The 16,032-nt window shown below is 71.3% G+C and carries 14 protein-coding genes; 5 read left to right on the top strand and 9 right to left on the bottom strand.

The window, feature by feature from the left end:
- Positions 1–15 precede the first annotated feature (15 nt).
- Positions 16–1,092, top strand: coding sequence for a tyrosine-protein phosphatase (locus ACIOEW_RS05145; protein WP_401961348.1), 1,077 nt, complete (start codon positions 16–18; stop codon positions 1,090–1,092).
- 13 nt (positions 1,093–1,105) lie between these two features.
- Here ACIOEW_RS05145 and ACIOEW_RS05140 read toward each other — a convergent pair whose 3' ends face one another.
- Positions 1,106–2,218: an ADP-ribosylglycohydrolase family protein gene (locus tag ACIOEW_RS05140; protein ID WP_401961346.1), complete on the bottom strand. Its 1,113-nt coding sequence runs from the start codon at positions 2,216–2,218 to the stop codon at positions 1,106–1,108.
- Positions 2,219–2,272: 54 nt separating this feature from the next.
- Between ACIOEW_RS05140 and ACIOEW_RS05135 the strand changes: the two genes are divergently transcribed.
- On the top strand, positions 2,273–2,575 hold the full coding sequence (locus ACIOEW_RS05135; protein ID WP_401961343.1) for a DUF6343 family protein: 303 nt from the start codon (positions 2,273–2,275) through the stop codon (positions 2,573–2,575).
- A gap of 12 nt (positions 2,576–2,587) precedes the next feature.
- On the opposite strand, the gene ACIOEW_RS05130 is transcribed toward ACIOEW_RS05135, so the two are convergent.
- The 4 genes from ACIOEW_RS05130 to ACIOEW_RS05115 form a co-directional block, all read right to left on the bottom strand.
- Positions 2,588–2,956: a tetratricopeptide repeat protein gene (locus tag ACIOEW_RS05130; protein WP_401961340.1), complete on the bottom strand. Its 369-nt coding sequence runs from the start codon at positions 2,954–2,956 to the stop codon at positions 2,588–2,590.
- A gap of 67 nt (positions 2,957–3,023) precedes the next feature.
- A complete protein-coding gene (gene coaE, locus ACIOEW_RS05125; RefSeq protein WP_401961337.1) occupies positions 3,024–3,626 on the bottom strand; it encodes a dephospho-CoA kinase in 603 nt (200 codons plus the stop codon).
- A gap of 55 nt (positions 3,627–3,681) precedes the next feature.
- Entirely contained in the window at positions 3,682–4,620 is a 939-nt protein-coding gene (locus ACIOEW_RS05120; protein WP_362551469.1) for a PAC2 family protein, read from the bottom strand.
- 82 nt (positions 4,621–4,702) lie between these two features.
- Entirely contained in the window at positions 4,703–6,226 is a 1,524-nt protein-coding gene (locus tag ACIOEW_RS05115; RefSeq protein WP_401961569.1) for a flavin monoamine oxidase family protein, read from the bottom strand.
- A 335-nt stretch (positions 6,227–6,561) separates the two neighbouring features.
- Here ACIOEW_RS05115 and ACIOEW_RS05110 point away from each other — a divergent pair, with 335 nt between their 5' ends.
- The gene (locus ACIOEW_RS05110) at positions 6,562–7,530 is read left to right on the top strand and encodes a right-handed parallel beta-helix repeat-containing protein (protein ID WP_401961335.1); all 969 of its coding nucleotides are present in this window, start codon (positions 6,562–6,564) and stop codon (positions 7,528–7,530) included.
- A gap of 143 nt (positions 7,531–7,673) precedes the next feature.
- Here ACIOEW_RS05110 and rpsA read toward each other — a convergent pair whose 3' ends face one another.
- Complete coding sequence (rpsA, locus tag ACIOEW_RS05105; RefSeq protein WP_362551463.1) at positions 7,674–9,194, bottom strand: 30S ribosomal protein S1; 1,521 nt, start codon at positions 9,192–9,194, stop codon at positions 7,674–7,676.
- A gap of 400 nt (positions 9,195–9,594) precedes the next feature.
- Here rpsA and ACIOEW_RS05100 point away from each other — a divergent pair, with 400 nt between their 5' ends.
- Together ACIOEW_RS05100 and hrpB are read left to right on the top strand one after the other, a co-directional pair.
- Entirely contained in the window at positions 9,595–10,407 is an 813-nt protein-coding gene (locus tag ACIOEW_RS05100) for a class I SAM-dependent methyltransferase (RefSeq protein WP_401961332.1), read from the top strand.
- Between the two features lie 49 nt (positions 10,408–10,456).
- A complete protein-coding gene (gene hrpB, locus ACIOEW_RS05095; RefSeq protein WP_401961330.1) occupies positions 10,457–12,958 on the top strand; it encodes an ATP-dependent helicase HrpB in 2,502 nt (833 codons plus the stop codon).
- Here the strand turns inward: hrpB and ACIOEW_RS05090 are convergent.
- The 3 genes from ACIOEW_RS05090 to ACIOEW_RS05080 all read right to left on the bottom strand — a co-directional run bounded on the left by ACIOEW_RS05090 (position 12,945) and on the right by ACIOEW_RS05080 (position 15,995).
- On the bottom strand, positions 12,945–13,946 hold the full coding sequence (locus ACIOEW_RS05090; RefSeq protein ID WP_401961327.1) for a DUF3068 domain-containing protein: 1,002 nt from the start codon (positions 13,944–13,946) through the stop codon (positions 12,945–12,947). The two genes, hrpB and ACIOEW_RS05090, sit on opposite strands and share 14 nt — an antisense overlap.
- 66 nt (positions 13,947–14,012) lie before the next feature.
- A complete protein-coding gene (locus ACIOEW_RS05085) occupies positions 14,013–14,150 on the bottom strand; it encodes an SPW_0924 family protein (protein ID WP_350988706.1) in 138 nt (45 codons plus the stop codon).
- Positions 14,151–14,300: 150 nt separating this feature from the next.
- Positions 14,301–15,995 carry a lytic transglycosylase gene (locus ACIOEW_RS05080; protein WP_401961325.1) on the bottom strand — a complete coding sequence of 565 codons (1,695 nt, stop codon included), beginning with the start codon at positions 15,993–15,995 and terminating at the stop codon, positions 14,301–14,303.
- Positions 15,996–16,032 lie beyond the last annotated feature (37 nt).

The following is a 16,032-nucleotide window of genomic DNA, read 5'->3' as shown; positions in this document are numbered from 1 at the left end:
CAGACAAGGAGCACCATGCGTACGCACCGCATAGCCGGAGCCGCCGTCGCCGCCGCCCTCCTCGCCGGTACGGCACTGGCCCCGTCCGCGCTCGCCGCACCGACCGCCGCATCGGCCTCCGCACAGGCCGCGGTCCCGTTCACCTCCGCCGGCGCCGTGCGCGCCGCCGACGGCGGTCACGCCCTCTCCTGGGCCTCGCCCGCCGCTTCGGTGACCGTCACCGCCGTCACCTCCCCCGACGCCACCACCGGCATCGCCCTCGGCACGGCCCCCGGCACCGGCTCGCTGACCGTCCCGGCCGGAACGCTCCCGGAGGCCGGGCGCTGGTACTTCCGGCTGGTCCCGGACGGCGGCAGCGCCCTCGTGGTCGCCGACCGCTCCCTCGGGCTGGCTTCCGCCCGCAACTTCCGCGACATCGGCGGCTACCGCACGACGGACGGGCGCTGGGTGCGCTCCGGCCTGGTCTACCGCTCCAACAAGCTGAACAGCCTCACCGATGCCGAGCAGCAGCGGCTGGTCTCCCAGCGCCTCACGCTCGACGTGGACCTGCGCAACGTCCAGGAGCGCAACGACGACCCGGACCGGCTGCCCGCGGGCGTCGCGTACCAGGTCGCCGACGTCGTCTCGCTCAGCCACGGCATCCGTTTCCACGACTCGGCCCTGATGACCCTGGCCCAGGCCATCGCGGCCGGTCTCTTCTCCGGCTCGTCCGACCTGGGCCAGTCCATCGGCTACCCGTTCATGGTCAACTTCGTGGGCGCCGACTACGCGTTCCACGACCTGGTCACCGCCGTCGCCACGAACACCTCGGGCGCCACGGTCTTCCACTGCAGCGCCGGCAAGGACCGCACCGGCTGGGGCACCGCCGTCCTGCTCACCCTGCTCGGCGTCCCGCGGGCCACCGTCGAGGCCGACTTCCTCGCCAGCAACCAGTACACCGGCGACCCGGAGGCCGTCGAACTGAGCTGGCTGCGCGCGGCGTTCGCCGAGGCCGATCACATCTACGGCGACTTCGACACGTACGTGCGCGAGGGGCTGAAGCTCGACGCGGCGACCGTGGAGACCCTGCGTGCCAAGCTGCTGACCGGCTGACCGGCCCGCCCGGTCAGCACACCGGGTAGCGGCCGGGCGGCCACGCCACTGTGTGCTCGAACTCCAGGGACAGGTCGTCGGCCATCTCCGCGATCACGGCCCGGCCCTCGGTGAGCACCAGCCACGACGACGGGAGATGCGCGTCGCCGTGGCGGGCGCCGAGCAGATTGCCGCAGACGGCGCCGGTGGAGTCGCTGTCGCCCGAGTGGTTGACGGAGAGCAGCAGCGCGTCGCCGGCCTGGCCGGCCTCCGGCAGGACCAGGGCGCAGTACACGGCGATGGCCAGGGCCTCCTCGGCCACCCAGCCGGCGCCCAGCGACTCCACCTTCTCGGCGCTCGGCGCGCCCTGCGCGGCCAGCTCGACAGCGCCGCGCAGGGCGGCGGCCGTCTCCTCGTGTCCGGGGTGGCGGGCCAGCAGGTCCATGGCCCGCAGGACGGACCCCGGCAGGGAGTCGCCCTCCATCAGATGGGCGACGATCGCCGCGAGCGCACCGGCGGCGTAGGCGCCGGTGGGGTGACCGTGGGTGATCTGCGCGCACCGGGCGGCCAGCGCGAAGCCCCCGGCCGCGGGCCGGCCGGTCAGGCCGAAGGGTGCGGAGCGCATGACCGTGCCGCAGCCCTTGGACTCCGTGTTCACGGGGCCCGGCACTCCGAGCGGGCCCCGCGGGTCGGGGGTGTGCCCGGCCGCGAGGCCGGTCAGGCACGCGTTTCCGGGCGCCCGGCGCGCGTACAGCCAGGGCTGCTGCCTGAGCCAGCCGGTACGGACGACGTCCTCCCCGCCGCGGGCCGGTGGGGAGGGATGGTTCTGGGTGTCCAGCCAGCGCAGGTAGGCGTTCCTGATGACGGCCGTCGCGGCGCCGTCGGTGCCCTCGGCCCCGGAGTGCGCCCTGATCAGTCCCTCGGCCGTGAAGAGGGTCATCTGGGTGTCGTCCGTGACGCGTCCGACGACCCCGTCCTCGTCGGCGGTGAGGCCCTGTACGCCCTGTTCCCCATGCGCCCGGCGGATACCGGCGAGCGACAGGAACTCCACCGGGTTGCCCAGAGCGTCCCCGATCGCCCCGCCCAGCAGACACCCGCGGACCCTGGACCTGCGGACTGCGGCGTCCCCCCATGCTGTGCCGTTCACGGCCGTCCCCCACTCTCTTCCGTCGGAACACCGCACTCGCGTCGTCGCGGGTCCATGCTGGTAGGAGAGGCGATGGCCATGCGTACCGGTAGTGAACCGACGACTGCCCGCAGTTCTCTGCGGATGCGGCTCTGGCTGAGTCTATGGGGCCTGGCCTGGGCCGTCTTCGGCGTGGCAGCGTTCACCTGGACCGGCAGGCCGGGGTGGGCGGCGGCCTGTGGGGTGCTCCTCGTGCTGGTCCTGGTGGATCTGACCGTGATCATCCACCATCTGCATCAGGGCCCGCACTACCAGCCCGGCCGCACCATCCCGCCGTACGAACCCGATCACGGCGGGCGGGGGCGGTACGGGCACTGAGACGCGGAGGTCTCAGCCCTCCGCGTCGAAGCGGGCCGCCTTCAGGAATTCCGGGTTCGGGTCCAGTGCCGCCGCCAGCCGGAAGTGGCGCGTGGCCCGCTCCGGATGACCGGAGCGCTCGAAGGTGCGGGCGAGGGCGAAGTGCGCGAACGCGTTGTCCGGCTCCCGCTCCAGCACGAGCTCGAACTCCAGCTCGGCGGGGCGCAGTTGGGCCGCAGCGAAGAAGGCCCGGGCGCGCAGCAGCCGGGCCGCGGTGTTCTCCGGGTGGGAGGCGATCACCGAGTCGAGCAGGTGCACCGCGCCCCGGGGGTCGCGCGCCGCCAGCAGTTGCTCGGCCGCGCGGAAGTCGATGACGTGTGTTTCGGGGTTCCTCTCGGCCACAGTCGCATCCTTCCCTCGTTCACCCTCAGATGAACGTCTGCCCGGCTGCCGGTGTTCCGGCCCGGGATCAGCCGGCCGCGGCTCGCCCGGTCAGCTCCGCCCAGACCGAGCGGACCTGCGGTTCCAGACCGTCGATCGGCCCGTCGTTGTCGATGATCAGGTCGGCCACCGCGCGCCGCTGTTCCCGGGTGGCCTGCGCGGCCATCCTGGCGCGCGCCTCCTGCTCCGTCATCCCGCGCAACCGCACGAGACGGTCGAGCTGGGTCTCCGGCGCCGCGTCGACCACCACGACCAGGTCGTAGAGGGGGGCGAGGCCGTTCTCGGTGAGGAGGGGGACGTCGTGGACGACCACGGAATCGGGGCCCGCGGCGCGCTCCAGCTCGGCGGAGCGGGCGCCGACCAGCGGGTGGACGATCGCGTTCAGGGCGGCGAGGCGCTCGCTGTCGGCGAAGACGATCGAGCCGAGCTTCGGCCGGTCCAGCGTGCCCTCGGAGGTGAGGATGCCGGTGCCGAAAGCCTCGACGACGGCGTCGAGCCCGGGGGTGCCGGGCTCGACGACCTCGCGGGCGATCCGGTCGGCGTCGATGAGGACGGCTCCGTAGCCGGCGAGCATCCGGGACACTTCGCTCTTGCCGGCGCCGATACCACCGGTCAGGCCCACTTTCAGCATGGGCGGCAGCCTAGTGCCCTGCCCGCGGCGCTGCGGAAAGTGGGTCAGGCCGAGGTCAGCCGTCGCCTTCACGCTCGGCCAGGAACCGCTCGAATTCGAGACCGATCTCGTCGGCGGACGGGAGGTCCACCGGCTCGGCGACCAGATTGCCCCGGGTCTCCGAACCGGCGATCGCGTCGTACTGGTGCTCAAGTCCCTCGACCAGCGAGACGAGTTCCTCGTCGCCCTGGTCGATCTGGCGGTCGATCTCCGTCTGGGTGCGGTGCGCCTCGGTGCGCAGGGTGTGGGCGACGGTCGGCAGGACCAGTCCCGTCGCCGCCGTGATCGACTCCAGCGCGGTGAGCGCGGCGTCCGGGTAGGCGGAGCGGGCGACGTAGTGCGGAACGTGGGCGGCGACACCGAGGACGTCGTGTCCGGCTTCCATCAGCCGGTACTCGACAAGGGCGGCAGCGGAGCCGGGCACCTGCGCCTCGTCGAACGGACTGCGGTGACCCGGCATGAGGTCGGTGCGGTTGCCGTGCGGGGTGATGCCGACCGGGCGGGTGTGCGGAACACCCATCGGGATGCCGTGGAAGGTGACCGCGAGACGGACACCGAGCCGCTCGACGATCTGCTCGACAGCTGCGGCGAACCGCTCCCACTCCACGTCGGGCTCGGGGCCGGAAAGCAGCAGGAAGGGCGCCCCGGTGGCGTCCTGGACCACCCGGACGTCCAGCGTCGGGGTCTCGTACGCCGACCAGCGGTCGCGCTTGAACGTCAGCAGCGGGCGCCGTGCACGGTAGTCGACGAGGCGGTCGTGGTCGAAGCGGGCCACAACCTGGTGGGGCAGCGATTCGAGCAGCCCGTCGACGATCTGCTCACCGGTCTCACCCGCGTCGATGTATCCCTCGAAGTGGTAGAGCATGACCAGGCCGGCCGACTCCTGGGCGAGCGCCATGTCGACGACAGCCAGGCCCTTCGGCTCCCATTCGTACAAACTCTGCGGATCAAGCACGGTTACCGCTCCTCCTTGTGTTCCTGAAGAAGAACGTCCCGGGGGGCACGGGCATTCCCGCCCGTGCCCCTTCACACGGTGTTTACCCAAGTACCCGCGTATGCAGTGCCGTGACCGCCTTCCGTGCGGAGGTGAACGCTCCGTGCTGCCAGGCGTCCGCGTAGCTCAGGTAGTCACCGGCGAAGTAGACCCGCCCCGCTGCCTGGTTGAGCGGTGCGAAGACCGGGGCGTCGGGGCCGCCCGACAGGGAGTGCCAGGAGGCCTCCAGGTACGGGGTCTGCCGCCAGTGGTGGGAGAACGACGTGGCGAGTTCCGTACGGTACTTCTCCCCGTGGATCTTCACACCCTGCGCGACGGCCCGCGCCTCCCGCTCGCGCGGGGTGAGGGCGGCGTACGCGTCGGCGTTGGAGCCGGTGTTGTAGTACCCGATGAGGGTGCCGCGCCGGCCCTGGTGTCCGTAGGACGGATACCAGATGTGGGCGAGGTCCATGTCCGTCTCCGTGATGCCGCCGTAGATCTGGTGATCGCTCTCCCACCAGCGGCTCTTGTACTCCAGTCCGATCTTCCCGGCCGATGACGGCTTGCAGGCCTCCAGGGCGGTCTGGACGGCCGGGCCGAGGTTGTGGGCGGTCTTGGCAAGGATGTTGGGCGGCAGGGCGGCGACGCAGTAGTCCGCCTCGATGCTGCGGGTGTGCCCGGACTGCGTGTAGGTGACGGTGACGCCGTGGGCGGTGTCGGTGATCTCCGTGACGGCGGCGCCGGTGCGGATCCTGCGCTCACCTATCGCCCTGGTGAGCGCGGCGGGTATCCGGTCCATGCCGCCGACGGGCTGGAACATCAGCATCGCCTGGTCGTACTCGAACTCGAAGGCGAAGTAGCGCCCGACGCCGCTGGCGAAGACCTCGGAGGCGGAGGGGACGGAGCCCAGTTCCTCACCGGGGGCGCCGGCGGCCGCGGGGTCGACGCGGTAGCCGCGCCGGGGGCTGCCGGTGTAGTCGAGGGTGTCGCCGATGTCGCCGAAGTCCTTGAGGAAGTCGAGCAGCCGCTCCTGGTCGTCGGCGGTGATCTGCCGGTCGAGGGCTCCCTTGTCGGTGGCCTTGGAGAGGAGCTCGGCCACGTAGCCGTACACATCGGCCTTGGCGGTGCGGTAGCGCGTCGGGGCCTTCATGCCCGACTTCTCGTTGTAGATATAGGCGTTGGCATTCACATTGGTGAACATCTCGATGGGAACGCCCAGTTCGCGACAGTAGTCGAGGGTGACCATCCACTGCGGAATCCGGCCAGGTCCGGCGTTCATGTACTGCCCGTCGGAGAACCGCGCCGTCTGCTTGACGCCGTGGATGTCGGTGGTGGAATCCCCGCCGCGCACGGTGAAGTTACGGCCACCCGTGCGACTGCGGGCCTCCAGGACCGTGCAGTCGTAGCCGGCCTTGCCGAGCTCGTAGGCGGTGGCGAGACCGGCGATGCCGCCTCCCACGACGACCACCTTGGCGGCGGCCTTGCCCTTCAGGTTGAAATCACCCTCGGTGGGGGCGCGGAAGGCCGGTTCGCGGCCTGCGGCCTGGGCGGTGGGGGCGAGGCCGAGCGCCCCCATGGTGGCGAACATCGCGCCCGCCCCGCCGGAGAGCCCGACGTTACGGAGAAAGGTGCGTCGGCTCGCGCCCGGCGTCGCGGGCGAGTGGTGCGAAGCGTGAGTCATGTCCCGGCTCTCCTTCGGATCTTGCGGTTGCCGGGATCCTGGCAAGGGTGTGTTACGGGCCATCAGCTACTCGTGTATCCCACACGTTTCCCTGTGTTCACCTCCCTCACCACACCCGCGAGTAATGGTCCAGACCTTGACATGTCCCGACCTCGTCCCTACCGTCACTGGGCAGCAAGTTCAGACACTCGCCCCACATTCATGTACGAGAACGTCCTGAACCCTTCACGGGAAGGCACCCCATGCGCACCCGCACGCTGTTCCCCGCCCTGCTGGCCACCGCCCTCGCCACCGGCGGCCTGACCCTCGCCACCGCCACCGCCGCCACGGCCGGCGCCGCGACGGTCATCGAGGTGAGCACCGCCGCCCAGCTCAAGTCGGCGCTCACGGCGGCCACCCCCGGCGACACGATCCACCTCGTGGACGGCACGTACACCGGAAACTTCAAGGCACTCGTTCCCGGCACCGCATCGGCACGCATCACCCTGACCGGCTCCGCCGCGGCGGTCCTCACGGCCGGCGGCGGCTACGGGCTCCACCTCAACGGCGCCTCGTACTGGACTGTGCGGGGCATCACCGTCACCGGCGGCCAGAAGGGCATCATGGCCGACGGCGCCAACGGCGTCGTGGTCGATTCGGTGACCGTGCACGACCTCGACATGGAGGGCGTCCACTTCCGCAAGTCCAGCAGCGACGGCGTCATCCGGAACTCCCGGATCTACGACACCGGGCACGACGGACGCGGCATGGGCGAGGGCGTCTACGTCGGCACCGCGGGCGACCTGTCCGACAGGAGCGACCGGGTACAGATCCTGGACAACACGATCGGGCCGGGCGTCGGCGGCGAGAACGTCGACATCAAGGAGGGCACCACCGGGGCGCGCATCGTCGGCAACACCTTCGACGGCAGCGGGCTGACCGGCGCCAACTACGACGACTCCTGGGTCGATGTGAAGGGCAACGGCGTCCTGGTCGAGGGCAACCACGGCTCCCGTACGACCAACAACGGCTACGAGACCCACACCCAGCAGAGCGGATGGGGCTGCGGGACCGTCTTCAAGGACAACACCTCGGACCTGTCCGGCGCGACAGGCGACAAACGGCTCGCGGTCAACGTCACCAACTACGGCGCGAGCTGCCCCACCACCGTCTACGCGAGCAACACGGTGACCGGCGGCAACGGCCTGACCAACATCACCGTCACCCCGTAGGAATCACGTAGGGATCCCGCAGAAGTCCGCGGAAGTCCGCAGGAATCCCGTCGCGGAGAACGAGTGAGGCCCGCTCCCCGAAGGGAGCGGGCCTCACCGTCATCTAATTACCGCAGCCGATGACCGGCCGGAAGGTCGGAGCGTCAGCTCTGGCCGCCCGCCAGCTTCTCGCGCAGGGCAGCCAGGGCCTCGTCCGACGCCAGGGCGCCGGAGTTGTCCGCGGACTCCGAGGAGTACGAGCCGCCGCCGCCGCCACCGCTGCCACCCGAGGCAGCCGGAGCGCTGCCGGCCGGGGCAGCAGCGCCCTCGGCAGCAGCGGCCTCGTCGGCCTCGCGGGACTTGATGACCTGGGCCTGGTGCTGCTCGAAGCGCGTCTGCGCCTCGGCGTACTGGGTCTCCCAGACCTCGCGCTGAGCCTCGAAGCCCTCGAGCCAGTCGTTGGTCTCGGGGTCGAAGCCCTCGGGGTAGATGTAGTTGCCCTGGTCGTCGTACGACGCGGCCATGCCGTACAGCGTCGGGTCGAACTCGACCGAGGCCGGGTCGCCACCGAAGGACTCGTTGGCCTGCTTCAGCGAGAGGCTGATGCGACGACGCTCGAGGTCGATGTCGATGACCTTGACGAAGATCTCGTCGTTGACCTGGACGACCTGCTCCGGGATCTCCACGTGGCGCTCGGCCAGCTCGGAGATGTGGACCAGGCCCTCGATGCCCTCGTCGACGCGCACGAACGCACCGAACGGAACGAGCTTGGTGACCTTACCGGGAACAACCTGCCCGATCTGGTGCGTACGGGCGAACTGCTGCCACGGGTCTTCCTGCGTCGCCTTGAGCGACAGGGACACGCGCTCGCGGTCCATGTCCACGTCGAGAACCTCGACGGTGACTTCCTGGCCGACCTCGACAACCTCGGAGGGGTGGTCGATGTGCTTCCAGGACAGCTCCGAGACGTGCACGAGACCGTCGACGCCACCCAGGTCCACGAAGGCACCGAAGTTGACGATCGAGGAGACGACGCCGGAGCGGACCTGACCCTTCTGGAGGGTCGTGAGGAACGTCTGGCGGACCTCGGACTGGGTCTGCTCGAGCCAGGCACGGCGGGACAGGACCACGTTGTTGCGGTTCTTGTCCAGCTCGATGATCTTGGCCTCGAGCTCCTTGCCCACGTAGGGCTGGAGGTCGCGGACGCGGCGCATCTCGACGAGCGACGCCGGCAGGAAGCCACGGAGGCCGATGTCGAGGATGAGACCACCCTTGACGACCTCGATGACGGTACCGGTGACGATGCCGTCTTCTTCCTTGATCTTCTCGATGGTGCCCCAGGCACGCTCGTACTGAGCGCGCTTCTTCGAGAGGATCAGGCGGCCTTCCTTGTCCTCCTTCTGGAGAACCAGGGCCTCGATCTCGTCGCCGACCTTGACGACCTCGTTCGGGTCGACGTCGTGCTTGATCGAGAGCTCGCGGCTCGGGATGACACCTTCGGTCTTGTAACCGATGTCGAGGAGGACCTCGTCGCGGTCAACCTTGACGATGACGCCTTCGACGATGTCGCCGTCGTTGAAGTACTTGATCGTCGCGTCGATCGCCGCGAGGAACGCGTCCGCGTCGCCGATGTCGTTGACCGCAACCTGCGGAGTGGTGGCGGTGGTCTCGGTGCTGCTCGTCATGTGGGAAAGGGCTCCGGTACGGACAGTGAGTCGAAGTTACTGCTACGCCGTGAGCCCGTATCGCCTCTGCAGAAGCCGGACAGCCTGGGAAGCGCCGGCCCCGTGAACCGGGAGGCGCCTCTCGTGAACCGAGGGGACATACATACAGATGCGAGCGCGGCCTGCTAGGTCTGAGGCGCGCAGGCTCGCAGCGCAACTTGTAGCATACGGGGGCAGCAGGGCACGGTCAATGCGCGAAGGCGCACACCAGGGGCGGAACAGCCCATACCCGGCACAACTCAGGTTCTCCGAGGCCACATCGGCCCCGGAAATGTTCCGGACACACGGGTTCCGTGCACACAGGTTTCCCTAGTACGTACCGCGTACGACGGGGTGAAGGCAAACTACAACGACGGACACGATGAGCCAAGAGATCTACGCGGCCGAACCCGAGGCGACACGCCGCAGCGCCGGCGAGGCCGAGAGCAGCCGGGCCAGCCGCGGCTGGTGGGACAGGAACGCGGACGAGTACCAGAACGACCACGGCGGCTTCCTCGGCGACGACCGCTTCGTCTGGGGTCCGGAAGGCCTCGACGAGGCCGAGGCCGCTCTCCTCGGCCCCGCGGAGTCGCTGAAGGGCCTGGACGTCCTGGAGATCGGCGCCGGTGCCGCGCAGTGTTCGCGCTGGCTGGCCGCTCAGGGCGCCCGGCCGGTCGCCCTCGACCTCTCCCACCGCCAGCTCCAGCACGCGCTGCGGATCGGCGAGGGCATCCCCCTGGTCGAGGCGGACGCCGGGGTGCTGCCCTTCCGGGACGGCTCCTTCGACCTGGCCTGCTCCGCCTACGGCGCGGTGCCGTTCGTCGCCGACCCGGTCCAGGTGTTCCGCGAGGTCCACCGGGTGCTGCGCCCCGGTGGCCGCTGGGTCTTCTCCGTCACGCATCCGCTCCGCTGGGCCTTCCCGGACGAACCGGGCCCCGAGGGCCTGTCCGTCGCCGCCTCGTACTTCGACCGCACCCCCTACGTCGAGCAGGACGAGCGGGGCGACGCGGTGTACGTGGAGCACCACCGCACGCTCGGCGACCGGGTGCGGGACGTGGTGGCGGGCGGCTTCCGCCTGGCCGACCTGGTCGAGCCGGAGTGGCCGGCGTGGAACAACCAGGAGTGGGGCGGCTGGTCACCGCTGCGGGGCAACCTGATCCCGGGGACCGCGATCTTCGTCTGCGTACGGGACTGAGACACCGGCCGGTGCGGGCGGCGGGGCCCCGCCGTACGAGACTGAGTGCGTGATCCGTACCGACGCCCTGGACCAGTTGCCCGTCCGCACCGCCGTGCCCGCGCTGCGGCAGGCGCTCGACGACCGCGGGGTCGCGGTGCTGTGCGCGCCGCCCGGCACGGGCAAGACGACCCTCGTCCCCCTCGTCCTCGCCGGCCTGACCGGGGAGGGACCGGTGCGCCGGGTCGTGGTCGCCGAACCCCGGCGGATCGCCGCGCGGGCGGCCGCCCGGCGCATGGCGTGGCTGCTCGGCGAGCGGGCCGGTGAACGCGTCGGGTTCACCGTGCGCGGGGAGCGGGTGGTGGGGCCGGACACTGTGGTGGAGGTCGTCACCACCGGGGTGCTGCTCCAGCGGCTCCAGCGCGACCAGGAGCTCGCCGGCATCGATGCGGTGATCATCGACGAGTGCCACGAGCGCCATCTTGACGCGGACACCGTGGCCGCGTTCCTCCTGGACGTACGCGAGGCGCTCCGCCCCGACCTGCGCCTGGTCGCCGCGTCGGCGACCACGGACGCGCAGGGCTGGGCCCGGCTGCTCGGCGACGCACCGGTGATCGAGGCGCAGGGCGTGTCGCACCCCGTGGAGGTGGTGTGGGCCCCGCCCGTCCGGCCGGTACGGCCGCCGCACGGGATGCGGGTCGATCCGGCGCTGCTGAGCCATGTCGCCGCCGTGGTGCGGCGGGCGCTGGCCGAGCGGGCCGGCGACGTGCTGTGCTTCCTGCCCGGCGTCGGCGAGATCGGCAGGGTGGCCGGGCAGCTGTCCGGGGTGGCGGCGGAGGTGCTCCAGGTACACGGGCGGGCCCCGGCCGCGGTGCAGGACGCGGTGCTGGCGGGTTCGTCCGAGGGGCGGCGGGTGGTGCTGGCGACCTCGGTGGCGGAGTCGTCGCTGACCGTTCCGGGGGTGCGGACCGTCGTCGACTCGGGGCTGGCCAGGGAGCCGCGCACCGACCACGCACGGGGGCTGAGCGCCCTGACGACGGTACGGGCCTCGCAGGCGGCGGGCCGCCAGCGGGCGGGCCGCGCCGGGCGTGAGGCTCCCGGGACGGTCTACCGCTGCTGGGAGCAGGCCGAGGACGGGCGGCTCGCCCGGTTCCCCTCCCCCGAGATCAAGGTCGCCGATCTGGCGGCGTTCGCCCTCCAGGCGGCCTGCTGGGGCGATCCGGACGCCACGGGACTCGCACTGCTGGACCCGCCGCCGGCCGGGGCGATGGCCGCGGCCCGCGAGGTGCTGACGGCGGTCGGCGCGGTGGAGGCGGACGGGCGGGTAACCGACCGGGGCGTACGTATGTCCCGGCTGGGGCTGCATCCCCGGCTGGCCAGGGCCCTGCTGGACGGGGCGGCCGAGGTCGGCGGGCGCCGGGCCGCGGAAGTGGTCGCGCTGCTGAGCGAGGAGCCGCCGCGGGACTACGGGGACGACCTGGCCGCCGCGCTGCGTACCGCACGGCTGGGCAAGGACGGTTACGCGGCGCGCTGGCGCCAGGAGGTGCGGCGGCTGTCCTCCTCGTCCAAGGGCGCCGGGACCGGCGGTTCCGGCACGGACGACGCCGCCGTCGGCCTGGTGGCCGCCCTGGCGTTTCCCGAGCGGGTGGCGCGGGCCCGGGGCGAGGGAACGTTCCTGATGGCGTCCGGCACGGGCGCGGAGCTGCGGGAAGGCTCGCGGCTGCGCAGCGCGCCGTGGCTGGCGGTCGCGGTCGCCGACCGCCCGTCCCACGCGGCATCGGCGCAGGTCCGGCTCGCCGCCGTCATCGACGAGGACACGGCACGCCTGGCCGCTGGGCATCTGCTGTTCGCGGGCGAGGAGGTCCGCTGGGACGGCCGCGACCTGGTGGCCCGCCGGGTGGAGCGCCTCGGCGCGGTCGAGCTGTCGGCGCGCCCGCTGAAGCGGCCGGATCCCGCGCTGGTCCGCGAGGCCCTGGTGGAAGGGCTGCGGCGGGAGGGCCTCGGGCTGCTGCGCTGGAACCGCGACACGGGGCAGCTGCGGGAGCGGCTGGCTTTTCTGCACCGGGAGCTCGGTGCGCCGTGGCCGGACGTCTCGGACGAGGCGCTGCTGGACCGCACGGAGCAGTGGCTGGAGCCCGAGCTGTCACGGGCCCGCCGCCGCTCCGACCTGGCCGGGATCGACGCGGGGCAGGCGCTGCGCAGGCTGCTGCCGTGGGCGACCGGTGAGGCGGCCCGGCTGGACGAACTGGCCCCGGAGCGGATCGAGGTGCCGAGCGGTTCGCGGATCAGGGTGGAGTACGGCGGCGCCCAGCCCGTGCTCGCGGTGAAGCTCCAGGAGCTGTTCGGCCTCCAGGAAACCCCGCGGGTCGCGGGGGTCCCGGTCCTGGTGCACCTGCTCTCCCCCGCAGGCCGTCCGGCGGCGGTGACGGCGGATCTGGCGTCGTTCTGGCGTGAGGGCTACAAGGCGGTGCGGGCGGAGCTGCGCGGCCGCTATCCGCGGCACCCGTGGCCCGAGGACCCGACGACGGTGGAGGCGACCCGGTTCACGAAGGCGCGGCTCAGGCGGGAGTAGGGGCGGGTTCCGGTTCCTTCTGCCTGACCGTCTCCGCCTCGCCCGGCCGCCGCGAGCGCGCCTCCAGCCACAGCGACAGGGCCAGCAGCGCCATGGCGAGGACGAGGAAGCCCCAGGGCAGGTACGAGGTCAGCAGCAGGACGAGCAGCCGCTGGGACTTGACCAGGTCGACGATCGAGACGATGTAGTCCTCGCGCATCTTCACATGCCCGGCGAACACGGTGACGGTGTCCTGGGCCAGGCCCATCGCCTTCGCGTTCCGCAGCTCCTCCCGGTGGATCTCCTCGCCGTTGACCGGGGCCCCGGTGACGGGGTCGACCCAGAACATCCGCTTGGTCGTGTACCAGCGGGTGATGCCGATCTTGGCGATCTGCGCCGGGGTGATGTCCTTGATCGGCATGGTCTTCGGCATGGGGACCTTGGTCCACGGAACGGTCTGCTCGAAGTAGTAGACCTCCATGCCCCGGAAGTCCTGCGTTCCCATGTAGTGGATGGGCGAGCTCGTACGGGTCTGGGCGTCGAAGTACTCGTAGTCTCGCTTCTCGGTGAGGAAGGGCCACTTGAACTCGATGCCCTCGCGGTTCACCGCGTCGCCGTCGACCGATTCGCCCGTGGCGTGGACCGGGTCCTGGCTGTGCGCGTCGAAGATGTAGCGCTCGGGGATCTTGGAGACCATCTTGCCGTCGGGGCCCTGCACATAGGACAGCGCGTCCCACACGACGACGTCACGGCCGGCGCTGCGCTCGATCTTCTCCGACTCCTCCACATTGCCCTTGAGGGTCTGCACGATGGTGATCTTGTCGACCTTCTCGGCCTTCAGGGTGCTGTAGTCGAGGAGGGTCGCCGGCTTCGCCTCCAGCACGGTCTCCTGGTACTGGTTCGGCGGGATCTTCGCGAGCCGCGGGAAGGCGTACCAGCGCAGCAGTGGTGACAGCGCGGCGAAGAAGACGGCGAAGGCCAGGAGTACGAGGCTGGCTCGGCGGCGCATGGGTGTCCTCCCTCTGCATTCCGTCCGCATGACGTGGTGCGGACGGTTGCTTCTCGGTGCGGTCGGCTACTGCTTCGGACCCGGGACCGTGGTCAGCAGGGGTTTGGGCGAGGTCTCGCCGGGCGGTGCGCCGATCGCGCTGATGGTGAGTACGAGGGCGAGGGCGGCGGCCAGTCCGATGGCAGCGGCAATCAGGGCGCGCATGCTCGGCCTCCCGGGAGCTCAGAACTGATGGGTCGTCAGGGCTGGGGCACCGTAGCAACCGGGGCGCGAGATGAGAACACGTAGAACAGCCCCTTGGCCGGGAGCCGGCGAAGGGGCTGTTCCGGGCGTGGTGAGCCCAGGTGCGCGAGGTCAGGCGGCAGCAGGGGCCTCGACCGTGAGCTCGATGACGACGGTGGCGCCGCCCTCGGTGGTCAGGCGCAGCTTGTACGTGCCCGCGGCGCCGTCGGCGTAGATCTTCGGCAGGGCGACCTTGCCGTCGGCGTCCGTGGTCAGCACGAGGGTGCGGACCGGGTCGCCGTCGTCGTTCGTGAAGTAGGGGCCCTTGTCGTTCTCGACCGGCTCGTCACCATCGGTGATCATGGTGGCCGTGACGGCGACCCCGTCGGCGACCGCGCCCTTGTACGTGGCCTCGGCCGTGACGTCGGCGAACGTCTGGCCCGCCACGGCGGTCAGGTCCGCGGTGCCCGTCCTGGCGATGGCGTCGGCCTGCCGGGCGGTGACGGTCGCCTCGTACGTGACGGCGGGCAGCGAACTGCCGGTGGCCGTCGCGGTCACGGTGAACCCGCCCGTCTTCTCGCCCGCCCGCAGCACCGGTGCGGTGACCGTGCCGTCGGTCCCCGTGACGAGGGTGACGGTGCTCTTCGCGCCGTCGAACGCGGCGTCCGTGTCACCGACGACGGTGAAGGTCACGGACACCTTGGCGAGCGGAGTGCCGCGGTCGCTCTTCGCCCGGACCTTGATCCGCTCGGCGAAGGCGTCGCCCGCCGTGGCGGTCAGCTCGCCGGTGCCCGCGTTCTGCACCGCGGCCAGGACCGGGGACGGGGTGGGCGTGGGCGTCGTGGGAGGCGTCGTCGGCGTGCTCGGATCGGTGGGACCGGGGCTCGGCTTCGCCGGGGGCTTCGGCGAAGGCGTCGGGGTGGGCGTGGGCGTCGGGGTGGGCGTCGGCGAGGTCGACGGGGTGGTGTGCGGGCCGTCGGAGCCGCCCCGGTGGGTTCCCGTGCTGTTTTCGGTCGGCAGGACGCCCGTGCCGTCCGGCACCTCGTGGGTGCCCCGGTTGTAGTACTCGAACCAGGTACGGACGGTACGCAGGTACTCGTCCGAGTGGTTGTAGCTCAGAACCGCCCGGTCCAGGTCGGCGGCGAGCGACAGGTCCCGGGAGCCGGCGCAGAGATAGCGCCCGGCGGCGAGCGCCGCGTCGTAGATGTTGTTGGGGTCCTTACGGCCGTCGGCGTTGCCGTCCTGGCCCCAGGTCGCCCATGTGGACGGAATGAACTGCATCGGGCCGACCGCACGGTCGTGCGTCGAGTCACCGTCGTAGACGCCGTTGTCCGTGTCCTTGATCAGGGCGAAGCCCTGGCCGTTGAGGGCCGGTCCGAGGATCGGGGAGAACGTGGTGCCCTGCGCGTCGACGCGGCCACCGCGGGCCTGGCCCGACTCGACCTTGCCGATCGCGGCGAGGAGCTGCCACGGCAGCCGGCAGGCGGCGTCCGTACCCGCGACGGCCTGCTGGGCCTTCTTGTACGCCGCCAGGATCGAGGCCGGAATGCCCGATTCCGCACTGCCTGTCACGGGCAGATTGACGGAGGTGCCCGGCTTGTTGGGCGTGTTCAGCGGCGGCAGGTCGGTGAAATAAGGCGAGTTGCCGGACGCGGCACCGTCACCCGAGGGCGCCGAACCGGCGGTCGGCTGGTTCGACTGGTCACCCTCTGACGCCACCAGCGGTGAACCGGGACCCTGCGAAGCGGTAAGCGCCGCCACAGCGGCGGCGGCCACGGCAGTCGTGGTCGCCCCTCTGCGCAGTCGGCGGCCGAATTGCGCTGCCATAACGTCTGGGCCCTCCCCGTCGTCGGCTGTCCGCGCT

It is taken from the genome of Streptomyces sp. NPDC087901 (genome assembly GCF_044742205.1).
Taxonomy (GTDB): Bacteria; Actinomycetota; Actinomycetes; order Streptomycetales; family Streptomycetaceae; genus Streptomyces.
This window is presented reverse-complemented; position numbering and strand designations above follow the sequence as displayed.